Annotated in this window: 11 protein-coding genes and 1 tRNA gene; 10 read left to right on the top strand and 2 right to left on the bottom strand. The window is 72.1% G+C overall.

What is annotated here, in order from left to right; translation table 11 throughout:
- The first annotated feature begins 9 nt into the window (after positions 1-9).
- The 3 genes from HD594_RS14770 to HD594_RS14760 are packed head-to-tail and all read left to right on the top strand — an operon-like array spanning position 10 to position 921.
- Positions 10-264 (top strand): DUF4244 domain-containing protein, encoded by a 255-nt coding sequence (locus HD594_RS14770; protein WP_246414063.1) that lies wholly within the window; start codon positions 10-12, stop codon positions 262-264.
- Between the two features lie 31 nt (positions 265-295).
- Positions 296-622, top strand: coding sequence for a TadE family type IV pilus minor pilin (locus HD594_RS14765; protein WP_221446635.1), 327 nt, complete (start codon positions 296-298; stop codon positions 620-622).
- Positions 604-921 (top strand): helicase, encoded by a 318-nt coding sequence (locus tag HD594_RS14760; protein ID WP_184751664.1) that lies wholly within the window; start codon positions 604-606, stop codon positions 919-921. The genes HD594_RS14765 and HD594_RS14760 overlap by 19 nt, the downstream gene beginning before the upstream one ends.
- 41 nt (positions 922-962) lie before the next feature.
- On the opposite strand, the gene HD594_RS14755 is transcribed toward HD594_RS14760, so the two are convergent.
- On the bottom strand, positions 963-2,321 hold the full coding sequence (locus HD594_RS14755; RefSeq protein WP_184751663.1) for a maltokinase N-terminal cap-like domain-containing protein: 1,359 nt from the start codon (positions 2,319-2,321) through the stop codon (positions 963-965).
- 164 nt (positions 2,322-2,485) lie between these two features.
- Between HD594_RS14755 and topA the strand changes: the two genes are divergently transcribed.
- The 6 genes from topA (at position 2,486) to HD594_RS14725 (ending at position 9,222) form a co-directional block, all read left to right on the top strand.
- The gene (gene topA / locus HD594_RS14750; RefSeq protein WP_184751662.1) at positions 2,486-5,185 is read left to right on the top strand and encodes a type I DNA topoisomerase; all 2,700 of its coding nucleotides are present in this window, start codon (positions 2,486-2,488) and stop codon (positions 5,183-5,185) included.
- Positions 5,182-5,853 carry a dTMP kinase gene (tmk, locus tag HD594_RS14745; RefSeq protein WP_184751661.1) on the top strand — a complete coding sequence of 224 codons (672 nt, stop codon included), beginning with the start codon at positions 5,182-5,184 and terminating at the stop codon, positions 5,851-5,853. Before topA ends, tmk begins: the two co-directional genes overlap by 4 nt.
- Before the next feature lie 10 nt (positions 5,854-5,863).
- Positions 5,864-7,042, top strand: coding sequence for a DNA polymerase III subunit delta' (locus tag HD594_RS14740; protein ID WP_184751660.1), 1,179 nt, complete (start codon positions 5,864-5,866; stop codon positions 7,040-7,042).
- Positions 7,039-8,595: an alpha/beta hydrolase gene (locus HD594_RS14735; protein ID WP_184751659.1), complete on the top strand. Its 1,557-nt coding sequence runs from the start codon at positions 7,039-7,041 to the stop codon at positions 8,593-8,595. The genes HD594_RS14740 and HD594_RS14735 overlap by 4 nt, the downstream gene beginning before the upstream one ends.
- A gap of 83 nt (positions 8,596-8,678) precedes the next feature.
- Positions 8,679-8,751 (top strand) — tRNA-Thr (locus tag HD594_RS14730).
- 63 nt (positions 8,752-8,814) lie between these two features.
- Complete coding sequence (locus HD594_RS14725; protein WP_184751658.1) at positions 8,815-9,222, top strand: hypothetical protein; 408 nt, start codon at positions 8,815-8,817, stop codon at positions 9,220-9,222.
- On the opposite strand, the gene HD594_RS14720 is transcribed toward HD594_RS14725, so the two are convergent.
- Positions 9,223-10,191: an EamA family transporter gene (locus HD594_RS14720; protein ID WP_184751657.1), complete on the bottom strand. Its 969-nt coding sequence runs from the start codon at positions 10,189-10,191 to the stop codon at positions 9,223-9,225.
- 90 nt (positions 10,192-10,281) lie between these two features.
- Between HD594_RS14720 and HD594_RS14715 the strand changes: the two genes are divergently transcribed.
- Positions 10,282-12,624 (top strand): MMPL family transporter, encoded by a 2,343-nt coding sequence (locus HD594_RS14715; protein WP_184751656.1) that lies wholly within the window; start codon positions 10,282-10,284, stop codon positions 12,622-12,624.
- Positions 12,625-12,660 lie beyond the last annotated feature (36 nt).

Below are 12,660 nucleotides of genomic sequence, written 5' to 3'. Positions count from 1 at the left end.
GGAGCAGTCATGATTCTTCTCTCCTTCCTGCGGCGCGCCGACGCCCTTCCGCTCTTCGCACGGCGTCCGCCCGCCCTGCCCCGACTCACGCGGCGTCGCGCCGAGCGCCTGTTCGGCGACGACACCGGCGCCGCCACCGCGGAATACGCCATCGCCACGATGGCCGCCGTCGCCTTCGCGGGGCTGCTGGTCGTCATCATGCGCAGCGACGAGGTGCGCGGGATCCTCACCGACCTGGTGCGCCGTGCGCTCACGGTCGAATGACCCGTCGCGCGCCGGGGCCGACGCGGGGGCGGTGGTCGCCGAGTTCGCGATCGCGATGCCCGCCGCCGTCCTGGTGCTCGCCTTCGGACTCGGCGCGCTGGCCACGGGCGCACGCCAGGTGCTGCTTCAGGATGCGGCGGCGGACGGTGCACGGCTGTGGGCGCGCGGCGAGTCCGCCGAGCGCGTCGGCGACGCCGTGCGCGCCACGGTCGCCGATGCGAGCATCACGCTCGACCGTCGCGGCGGGCTCGTGTGTCTGACGGTGAGCGCGCCCGCGCCGCTCCCCGTGATCGGCCGGCTCAGCGCCACCGGATGCGCGCTCGACGAGGGGGTGGCGCCATGGCCGGCTCAGGGCTGACGGTCGCCGTCGCCGCGGTGTCGGCGACGTGCGCGGTGGCGCTGTGCGCGGTCGCGGCCGGCGCCGTCGAGGGACAGCGGGCGGCCGCCGCCGCGGATGCCGCCGCGCTGGCTGCGGCCGACGCCGCGTCCGGCGCGATCCCGGGCTATCCGTGCGAGCGCGCCCAGGAGGTGGCCGGCGCGCTCGGATTCGAGGTGGCCGAGTGCGACCTCTCGGCCCTCATCGCGACGGTCTCGGTGCGCGGAGGAATCGGGCCGATGCACGCGACGGCGACGTCGCGCGCGGGGCCGCCGCCCTGAGTCCGCCCCGCCCGCCCGCCGCGCGCTCCCCGCAGACCGCCTCACGCGAATCTGGCCGCCCGGGCGAGAAGCCGTTCGACGCCGCCGAACGGGATGCCGAGCCACTCGGGTCTGTTGCGCGCCTCGTAGATGCACTCGTAGACCGCCTTGTCGAGCTCGAGCGCCACCAGCAGCAGCCCGGCCTGCTCGACGTCCGCTCCCGAGGCGGCCGAGTAGCCGTCGAGGAACGCGCGCCGCGTGTGCCGGGCCCAGCTCTGCATGCCCTCGGGTGAGCGCCCATCCTCGACGCGGAGCGAGCCCACGACGTAGTCGAGCGAGCGGAGCACGCCGGCGACATCCCGCAGAGCGAGGTCGGGCTCCGTGCGCTCGCGCATCGGACGCATCGGCTCGCCCTCGAAGTCCAGGAGCACGCAGCCGTGATCGGCGACCTCGAGCACCTGGCCGAGGTGCAGGTCCCCGTGGATGCGCTGGAGGGACGGCCACGGCCCGCGGCCGGCGGCATCGTAGATGTCGTGGACCGCGTCTGCGAGGTCGGCCATCGGCGTCACCTCGGCGACGGCGATCGACAGCCTCCGCTCCCATGCCCGGAACACGGCCGCTCGGTCGTCCGGGCCCGCCGGCCGCGTGGGGAAGAGTTCGGCGAGGGTGCGGTGGACGTCGGCGGTCGCATTGCCGAGCGAGCGCGCCTCCGCCGTGAAGTCCCGGTCCTCGGCGGCGGCGCGCAGCGCCACGCGCCACGCGTCCTCGACGTCCGCGAGGAACTCCTGCCCGAAGGCGAGCGACCCCGACCACGTCCCGGCCGGGTCGCGGGGATCGGCTCGGGTCGCGCTGACGAAGCCGATCGCCCGGGGCACGTAGATGGACCCCGCCGCCGACAGCGCCGCCGACAGCTCGATGTCCGGGCTGAGGCCCGCATGGACCTGCCGGTACACCTTGCAGATCATCGAGTCCCGCTCACCGCGGTAGACGATGGACGTGTTGGACTGCTCGCCCGCGAGGACGCTCGCCGTTCGCGGTTCGGCGTGCACCGCCTCGCCGATCGGAGTGCCCTCGATGCCGGCCTCCCCGCCGCCGCGCGTGATCAGCGCCTCGAGCGCGGCGGTGAACGCGGGGTCGAAGGGCCCGTCGATGAGCGTGGTGCCGGGGACGGGGCTGCCGATCACATGCTCGGAGTCGATGTCGACGGCCGCGGTCTCGCGCTCGACGACCGGGATCTGGTAGGTCACCGCCGGGAGCGTCGCCTCGTCGGCGACCAGGTGCACCAGCACACGCGCCTCGGCGGGTGCGGGCGAGGCGAGCTCCCACGTCGCCTCCAACCGCAGGCTCGGTTCGCGTCCCTTCCCGCCGTACCACCGCTGACGCGACATCCACGGCGCGAGGAACGCCAGCATGCTGTCCATGTGTGTGAGGGTAGGGCGGATCGATCGACGGTGTCGAGGCGGCCCGATCCGGGTCGCCGAGCGCGGTGCCGGTCGCGGAGGCGGGGGCCGTCACCTTCGGCATCCTCACAGCACGGGTTCTTGACATGGTGTGTATGGTGTGCATCGAAGAAAGGACGCCACCCTTGGCAGAAGGCAAGAAGCTCGTCATCGTCGAGTCCCCGACGAAGATGAAGTCGATCCAGGGCTACCTCGGCGATGACTACGAGGTGCTCAGCTCGGTCGGGCACATCCGCGATCTGGCGGACAAGAAGGACATCCCGGCCGAGAAGAAGCAGGCCTACGGCAAGTACTCGATCGACATCGACAACGGGTTCGATCCCTACTACGTGCCCAGCGAGCGCGGCAAGAAGACCGTCGCCGAGCTCAAGCGCGCGCTCAAGGGAGCCGACGAACTCCTCCTCGCCACTGATGAGGACCGCGAGGGCGAGGCCATCGCGTGGCACCTTCTCGAGACCCTCAAGCCGAAGGTCCCCGTCAAGCGCATGGTGTTCCACGAGATCACCAAGGACGCCATCCGCGCCGCCGCGGAGAACACCCGCGAACTCGACCTGGCGCTCGTCGACGCGCAGGAGACGCGCCGCATCCTCGACCGCCTCTACGGCTGGGACGTCAGCCCCGTCCTGTGGTTCAAGGTGCAGCAGGGCACGTCCGCCGGACGCGTGCAGTCCGCCGCGACCCGCCTCGTGGTCGACCGCGAGCGCGAGCGCATGGCCTTCGTGTCGGCGTCGTACTGGGACATCGAGACGACCGCGGCCCGCGGCTCCGACGCGTTCGGAGCGCGCCTCGCGCGCCTGGACGGCGCGGCGCTGGCCCGCGGCACCGACTTCGACGACCGCGGCCAGCTGAAGAAGGCCGTCGTCGTCCTCGACGAAGAGGCCGTCCAGTCGCTCGCCGCCGCCATCGAAGCCGTAGGCGAGGCATCCGTCACCGCGCTGGAGTCCAAGCCCGGCACGCGCAGCCCCCGCGCGCCCTTCACAACCTCGACCCTCCAGCAGGAGGCCGGGCGCAAGCTCTCGATGAGCGCCAAGCACGCCATGGGCGTCGCGCAGCGCCTCTACGAGAAGGGGTACATCACCTACATGCGCACCGACTCGGTCGCCCTCAGCGCCCAGGCGGTGCAGGCGGCCCGGGCGCAGGCCGTCGAGATGTACGGCGACAAGTCCGTGCCGCCCAACCCGCGCAGCTACCGCAGCAAGTCCAAGAACGCGCAGGAGGCCCACGAGGCCATCCGCCCGTCGGGCGACGTGTTCCGCAAGCCCTCCGAGGTCTCGGGCGACCTCGACCGCGACGAGCAGCGCCTGTACGACCTCATCTGGAAGCGCACGATGGCCAGCCAGATGTCCGACGCCAAGTACGAGACGACGACGGTCACCCTCGCCGTCGACGCCGACGGCCGCCACGCCGAGTTCACAGCATCCGGCACCGTCTACACCTTCAAGGGCTTCCTCGAGGCTTATGAAGAGGGCAGCGACGAGAAGCGATCGGATGCCGACAAGTCGGACGACCAGCAGCTCCCCGCTCTCGAGGTCGGCGACACGCTGCGCCTGAAGGACATCGAGCCCAAGGGCCACTCGACCTCGCCGAAGCCCCGCTACACCGAGGCGAGCCTCGTGAAGGCGCTCGAGGAGAAGGGCATCGGCCGCCCGTCGACGTTCGCGAGCATCATCGACGTGATCATCAACCGCGGGTACGTCACCAAGCGCGGTCAGGCGCTCATCCCCAGCTGGCTCGCGTTCAGCGTCATCCGGCTGCTCGAGCAGCACTTCTCCGACCTCGTCGACTACGACTTCACGGCGGCGCTCGAGGACGACCTCGACGCGATCGCCCGCGGCGAGCAGAAGCGCGTGGAGTGGCTGAAGGATTTCTACTTCGGCTCGGACGCCCACGTGGGCCTGCGCAACATCGTCGACAACCTCGGCGAGATCGACGCGCGCGAGATCAACGCAACGCGCATCGGCGACATCGCCACGCTCCGCTTCGGCAAGTACGGCCCGTACCTCGAGGTCCCCAACGCCGAGAATCCCGAGGGCGACCCGCGCCGCGTCAACATCCCCGAGGACCTCGCGCCCGACGAGCTGACCGTGGCCAAGGCCCAGGAGCTCATCGACGCGCCCGTCGCCGGCGACCGCGTGCTGGGCGAGAACCCGGCCAACGGCAAGATCATCGTCGTCAAGGACGGCCGGTTCGGGCCCTACGTGCAGGAGACCGACCCGGTGGACCCGGACGCCGTCGACGCGGCCACCGGCGAGGTCGCCGAGGCCGAGAAGCCGGCGCCGAAGAAGCGCGGCGCCAAGAAGGACGCCGCGCCCAAGCCCCGCACGGCGTCGCTGTTCAAGTCGATGTCGGTCGACACCGTCGACCTCGAGACCGCCCTCAAGCTGCTGGACCTGCCGCGCATCGTCGGCGCCGACCCCGAGTCGGGCGAGGCCATCACGGCGCAGAACGGCCGCTACGGTCCGTACCTGAAGAAGGGGACCGAGTCGCGCTCGCTCGACGGCGAGCAGCAGATCTTCGACATCACCCTCGAGCAGGCGCTCGCGATCTACGCGCAGCCGAAGTACGGCGCGCGTCGCGCGTCGAGCGCGCTGAAGGAGTTCGAGGCCGACCCCACCAGCGGCAAGCCCATCAAGCTGCGCGACGGCCGCTTCGGCCCGTACGTGACCGACGGCGAGACCAACGCCACGGTGCCGCGCGGCGAGGACGCCATGGAGGTCACGTTCGAGCGGGCCGTGCAGCTGCTCGCCGACAAGCGCGCCAAGGGCCCCGCCCCCAAGCGCACGACGCGCAAGACCACGACGCGCAAGACCACGGCGAAGAAGTGACGACCGCGCGCCGGCATCCGCATGCCGGGCTCTTCGTCACGTTCGAGGGCGGCGACGGAGCGGGCAAGACCACCCAGGCCGCGCTGCTGGACGCGTGGCTCGCCGAGCAGGGACGCACCGTCGTGCGCACCCGCGAGCCCGGCGGCACCGAGGTGGGCGTGCTCATCCGCGACATCGTGCTGCACCACCGCGGCGACGTCGCCCCGCGCGCGGAGGCGCTGCTCTACGCGGCCGACCGCGCGCACCACATCGCGACGGTCGTGCGCCCGGCCCTCGACCGCGGCGACGTGGTGATCCAGGACCGCTACCTCGACTCCTCCGTCGCGTACCAGGGCGCCGGACGCGTCCTCGGGCGCGACGAGGTCCGCGACCTGTCGCTGTGGGCGACCGAGGGTCTGCTGCCCGACCTGACCGTCCTGCTCGACCTCGCCCCCGACGCGGCCCGCGCCCGGCTCGACGCCGACGACAAGCCCTTCGACCGGCTCGAGGCCGAGAAGGACGCGTTCCACGCGCGCGTCCGAGCGGAGTTCCTCGAACTCGCGGCGAACGAGCCCGACCGGTTCCTGGTGCTCGACGCCGCCCAGGCGCCCGAGGCGCTCGCCGCGGCGGTGCGCGAGCGGGTGACGGCGCTCGCGGAGGCGTCCGGCGGTGTCGGCCGCGCCGGTTAGGCTGGGCCCCATGGGTTCCGAGGCCGACGCGTCCGTGGCGGATCCGGCCCTGCGCGACCTTCCCTGGTCCGACGTATGGGGGCAGGACGCCGCGGTGCACACACTGCAGAGCGCGGCCGCCCATCCCGCGAACATGACCCACGCGTGGCTGATCACCGGTCCTCCGGGATCAGGGCGCTCGAACCTCGCCTACGCGTTCGCCGCGGCGCTGATCGCCGATCCGGGCGACGAGGCGGCGATGCGGCAGGTGCTCGCCCGCACGCACCCCGATCTGACGTCGCTGCGCACCGAGCAGGTCATCATCCGCATCGACGAGGCGCGGCGCCTCGTCGAGCGCGCCTACTTCGCGCCGTCGATCGGCCGCCACCGCGTGATCGTGGTCGAGGACGCCGACCGCATGGCCGAGCGCACGTCGAACGTGCTCCTCAAGGCCCTCGAGGAGCCGCCCGAGCACACCGTCTGGGTGCTCTGCGCTCCGAGCGAGGCCGATCTGCTCCCCACGATCCGCTCGCGCGTGCGCACGCTGCGCCTGAACGAGCCCGAGGTCGCCGACGTCGCGCGCCTGATCGTGGAGCGCACCGGCGCGGCCCCCGACGTCGCCGAGCAGTCCGCGCGTCTGGCCCAGCGCCACATCGGAATGGCCCAGCGCCTCGCGACGGACGCCGACCCGCGCACGCGCCGCGACCAGACCCTGCGTGCGGTGCTGCAGGTGCGCAGCGTCACCGATGCCGTCGAGACCGCCGGTCACATCGTGCAGGCCGCGACCGACGACGCCAAGGCCCTCACCGTCGAGCGCGACGAGGCCGAGCGGGCGCAGCTGCGGCGCACCCTCGGCGTCGCCGAAGGGGCGGCTCTGCCGCCCGCCGTCCGCTCGCAGCTGACCGCGCTCGAGGACGAGCAGAAGCGACGCGCCACCCGCAGCCTCCGCGACGGCATCGACCGCGTCCTCACCGACCTGCAGTCGATGTACCGCGACGTGCTCATGCTGCAGTTCGGGCGCGATGAGGCGCTCATCAACCGCGAACTCGAGCCGCACCTGCGCCAGGTCGCCGAGGCGTGGTCGCCCGACCGCACCCTCGTCGTCGTCGACCGCATCGCCGAGACCCGTCGCAACCTCGAACAGAACGTCGCCCCCACCCTCGCCCTCGAGAGCATGCTCGTCACCGTCGCGAGCGGAAGGACCCCGTGAACGCCGCCTCTTCCCGCCGCGCTCGCCGCGCGCTCGCCGTCGTCGCCGGTCTGGTCGCGGCATCCCTCTCGCTGAGCGGATGCCTGTATGCGCTGATCCCCGAGGAGACGCCGCGGTCGACCGCGAGTGCGACCCCCGACGCCTCCGGCGTCGCCGCCGACCTGCTGCCGTTCTACACGCAGACGCTGTCGTGGAGCGACTGTGGCGCCGGCATGGAGTGCACCACGGTGACGGCGCCGCTCGACTGGGACGACGCCTCCGCCGGCGAGATCGACCTCGCGGTCGTGCGCAGCCGCGCCGAGGACGGCGAGCCCCTCGGGTCGCTGCTGACCAACCCCGGCGGCCCCGGCGCGAGCGGCGTGGACTACGTGCGCAATTCGCTGACCTACGTCGTCACGCCCGAACTGCGCGCGAGCTACGACATCATCGGATTCGACCCGCGCGGCGTGGGCTCGTCGACCGCCGTGCGCTGCTTCGACGCGGCCGACATGGACGCGTACCTCTTCGACATCCCCGACGCCGCGCGCGACACCGACGCGTGGACGGCCGAGCTCGAAGACCGCAACGCCGCGCTCGCGGAGGCCTGCGAGGCCAACAGCGGCGGCATCCTGCCGTACATCTCGACGGTGCAGGCGGCGCGCGACATGGATCTGCTGCGCGCCGTCCTCGGTGACGACAAGCTGAACTTCCTGGGCTACTCGTACGGAACGTATCTGGGCGCCACCTACGCCGAGCTGTACCCGGAGCGCGTCGGGCGCCTGGTCCTGGACGGCGCGCTCGACCCCTCGGTGCGGTCCGCCGAGGTCGGGGCGACCCAGATGGTCGGGTTCGAGCAGGCGCTGCGCGCCTTCATGGCCGACTGCCTCCTCGCCGGCAGCGAATGCCCGTTCCGCGGCACCGTCGACGACGCGATGGCCGATCTCGGCGCGCTGCTGGCGAGCGTCGAGCGCGATCCGATCCCGTCGGCCGACGGGCGGATGCTGGGAGCGGACTCGCTGCTGACCGGCATCATCGCCGCGCTGTACTCGCAGGACAGCTGGCCGTTCCTGTCGCAGGCCCTCGCGGACGTGCTTCAGGGCGACCCGTCGCTGGCCTTCACCCTCGCCGACTTCTACTACAACCGTGAGGGCGGGGTGTATCTCGACAACTCGACCGAGGCGTTCTTCGCCTACAACTGCGTCGACTACCCGCCCGACACCGACGAAGAGATGGCGGCGGCCGAGGCGCGCGTCGCCGCCGAGGCGCCCACCATCGCGCCGTACTGGGGCGGTCCCGACCTGTGCGACACGTGGCCGGCGCCCGCCACGGGCGTCCGCGAGCCGCTCACCGCACGCGGAGCGGATCCGATCGTCGTCATCGGCACGACCGGCGACCCCGCGACTCCGTACGCGTGGTCGGTGGCGCTGGCCGACCAGCTCGCGTCCGGCGTGCTGATCACCCGCGTGGGCGAGGGCCACACCGGGTTCAACAAGGGCAACTCGTGCGTGGACGGCGCCGTCGAGGCCTACTTCCTCGACGGCGTCGTGCCCGACGACGGCCTCACCTGCGAGTGACGGGGCACCCTTCGCGGCCTCGGTTCGCGAGACCCGTCGCGACAGGGTAAGATCATTGATCGTGCCTCGCGCAAGCGACGCCCGCCACCTTAGCTCAGTCGGCAGAGCGATTCACTCGTAATGAATAGGTCAAGGGTTCGATTCCCTTAGGTGGCTCCCCTCGGAAACGGTCGCCTCCGGCGGCCGTTTTCCATATCCGCTCGAGTGTGGGAAGGCCCGATGGATCCGCGCCTGGACGTCATCGTCGAGATCTTCTCGTGGGTCGGCTTCGGCGTCGGCGCCCTGCTGGCCGGCATCGCGCTCGTGCTGTACGTCGCCGACGGCACCTGGCTGCCGATGCGCGTCATGATCGAGGACGCGGACGACGCTGACGGCGGCGGACGCGTCGCGCGGTGGTTCACCGATCGCGGCGCGGTGGGCGTCGCCCACCTCACGCACGAGCAGGAGCACGCCCTCGCCGGGCAGGACGCCGCCGACGTCTTCGTCCGCAGCGGTGCACGGCACCGGCTGCGTCTGACCCGGCACAGCCGCGTGGTGCGCGGCGTCGCCTACCTGGCGGCCGGCTTCATCGGCCTCGGCGCGGTCTCGGTGATCCTGTCGATCGTGCTGCTGGTCGCCCGCGGCTGATCACGCCAGCGCCAGCATCCCCCCGGCCGCCAGCGCGAGGGCGAGCCCGATCCACTGCACGGCGGCGACGCGCTCGCGCAGCAGGAGCGCGGCGAGCAGGATCGTGCCGGCCGGGTACAGCGCGACCAGGGCCGACACGACCGAGAGCTGTCCCTCGCGCAGCGCGAGCAGGATGAGGGCGTTCGCGCCGGCGTCCCCGATGCCGCACGCGATGGCGAGCATCCATGCGCGCGAGCGCGAGGTCGCTCGCCGGGCCTCGGCGGCGGCGCCCGGCCCGACGGCGCGCTCGAGGTCGGCGTGCCCGCTCGGTGCGGCGCCGACGGCGGGGGAGCGGGCGTCGAGGACGGATGCCGCGCGGCGCCCGCGCCGCACCGCCGATGCCATCAGGACCACGACGACGGTGGAGGTGATCAGAGCGTTGGTCGCGCGGTTGCCCACGAGCGGGAGCAGTCCGCTCTCATCGCCGGTCTGGGCGATCACGATCAGGAACCCGCCGATCGCGAGACCCGCGCCGACGGCCATCACGAGCCCGCGCGTGCTCGGCCGCACGACCTTCTCACCGGGGATGAAGCCGACCAGGACGACGGCGACGAGCGCGACGCCGAGACCGGCGTAGCCGATGGCCGACAGCTGCTCGCCGCCGATGATCAGTCCCCACAGCATCGGCGCGATCGCCGAGACGACCGCGGTCAGGGGCGACAGGATGCTCATGGGCCCGATCGCCAGGCACGCGTACAGCAGGACGATCGCCACGGCGCCGAAGGCTCCCGAGAGGATTCCCCACAGCAGATCGGGCAGCGACCACACGCCGCCCACGAGCGGAAGCGCCGCCGCCAGCGCCACGAGCCCCGATATCGCCGCGACGGCCGTCACGACGATCGACCGCAGGCGCTTGGCGGCCAGGCCTCCCAGGAAGTCGGCTGCGCCGTAGGTGAAGGCCCCGATCAGGGCGAGCGCGGCGGAGAGCATCCGCACCAGCATAGGGACGCGCGCGCCCCGCCGCCGCGATCGACGGATCCGTGGTTGCTCGCATCCGATTTCGCTAGCTAAGCTAGCAATATGGCGAATCCCCACCACGCGCGTCGCGACCCCACCCGTTGGCTGCGCATCGGCATCCCGGTCCTCCTCGTGCTGGTCTGGCTGGTCGGCGGGTCGATCGGAGGGCCCTACTTCGGCAAGGTCGACGAGGTCTCCAGCAACGACCGCTCGAGCTACCTGCCCTCCAGCGCCGACGCGACCCAGGTGAGCGAGCGGCTGCCCGACTTCCTGGGCGGCGACAGCATCCCGGCCGTCGTGGTGATCGAAGCCGACGGCGAGCTCACGGAGGACCAGCTCGCCGACGTGCAGACCGTGGTGGACGACATCGCCGGGCTCGACGAGGTCGACGAGAGTGTCTCGCCCCCGATCGCGTCCGAGGACGGCGAAGCCGTGCAGATCTTCGTGCCGATCGACTCGAGCGGCGAAGTGGATGCCGTCGTCACCGAGATCCGCGAGCTGATCGCCGACGAGCTGCCGGCAGGACTCGAAGGCTGGGTCACCGGGCCCGCGGGCTTCACCGCCGACCTCGTCGAAGGATTCCTCGGCATCGACGGGCTGCTGCTGGCCGTCGCGCTGATCGCGGTCTTCCTGATCCTGGTGGTCGTCTACCGATCGCCGTTGCTGCCGGTCCTCGTGCTGCTGACGAGCGTGTTCGCGCTGTGCGTGGCGCTGCTGACGGTGTGGTGGCTCGCGTTCGCCGGCATCTTCGTCCTCAACGGCCAGGTGCAGGGGATCCTCTTCATCCTCGTGATCGGCGCGGCGACCGACTACGCCCTGTTGTACGTGGCGCGCTATCGCGAAGCGATCGGCGAGGGAGCACGCCGGTGGGACGCGACGCTGCGCGCGTGGCGCGGCGCCTTCGAGCCGATCCTCGCGTCGGGCGGCACGGTCATCGCGGGCCTCATGTGCCTGCTGCTGTCGGACCTGGCCACCAACCGGGCGCTCGGACCCATCGCCTCGATCGGCATCGTCTTCTCGATGCTGTCGGCCCTGACGTTCCTGCCGGCGCTGCTGGCGATCTTCGGGCGCGTCGCGTTCTGGCCCTTCATTCCGAAGCATCCGATCGCGGTCATCCCCGACGACCTGTCGCAGCCGGTCAAGGGCCTGTGGCCGCGGCAGGCGCGGTTCGTCGCACGCCATGCCCGCGCGGTGTGGATCGTGTGCACGGTCGTTCTGCTGGCGGGAGCCGTCGGCATCACCCAGCTCAAGGCCGACGGCGTGCCCGCGAGCGAGCTCGTGCTCGGCACCAGTCAGGCCCGTGACGGGCAGGAGGTGCTCGGCGAGCACTTCCCGGCCGGCTCGGGCAGCCCCGTGTACGTCGTGGTGGACCAGGACGAGCTCGCGACCGTCGTCGAGACGCTCGACGACGCCGGCGGCATCGAATCGGTGGCCGTCGCGTCGGAGGACTCGCCCACGGGGCAGGCGTCGGTGGAGATCCAGGACGGCGAGCCGGTCTTCACGGCCGTCGGCCCGCCCGGCACCCCGGCGCCGGAGCCCACCGTCTCGCAGGGCGAGGTGCTCGTCGTCGGAACGCTGACGGATGCCGCCGACTCGGTCGCCGCCGAGGACACGGTGCGCGAGCTGCGCGCCGACCTCGACGACGCGCTCGGCGCCGGCACGGCGCTCGTCGGCGGCGAGACGGCGACCGACGTCGACTCCAACGCCACGTCGATCCGCGACCGGACGCTGATCATCCCGGTGGTGCTGGCGGTGATCCTCGTGATCCTGATGCTCCTGCTGCGGGCCGTCGTGGCGCCGGTGCTGCTGATCGCGACCGTCATCGTGTCGTTCGGCACGGCGCTGGGCGTGAGCGCGTGGGTCTTCAACGGGCTGTTCGACTTCCCGGGAGCAGACCCCGCGGTGCCGCTGTACGGGTTCGTGTTCCTCGTCGCGCTCGGCGTCGACTACAACATCTTCCTGATGTCGCGCGTGCGCGAGGAGTCCCTCAAGCACGGCACACGTCCGGGCATCCTGCGCGGACTCGTCGCCACCGGCGGCGTGATCACCTCGGCGGGACTCGTCCTGGCGGCCACGTTCGCGGCGCTCGGCGTCATCCCGATCCTGTTCCTCGCGCAGCTCGCGTTCATCGTCGCGTTCGGCGTGCTGCTGGACACGTTCGTCGTGCGCTCGCTGCTGGTTCCCGCGCTGTCGTACGACATCGGGCGTGCGATCTGGTGGCCGTCGAAACTGTGGCGTGCGGGGCCCGAGACGCAGGATCCCGTCGCCGCGGTGGGAACGGGGGACGGCGGTGCGGCCGAGGCATCCGGCGACGCCCCGCACGCGGAGCCCGCCCCCGAGGTGACCGACCCCGAGGACGGGCACGCGCTCACGCGCGCGGAGTACCGGGCCGCGATCCGCGACTGACGCCCGTCCAGGGGCCGCCCGCGCAGACGCGACCCC

It is taken from the genome of Microbacterium thalassium (assembly GCF_014208045.1).
GTDB lineage: Bacteria > Actinomycetota > Actinomycetes > Actinomycetales > Microbacteriaceae > Microbacterium > Microbacterium thalassium.
This window is presented reverse-complemented; position numbering and strand designations above follow the sequence as displayed.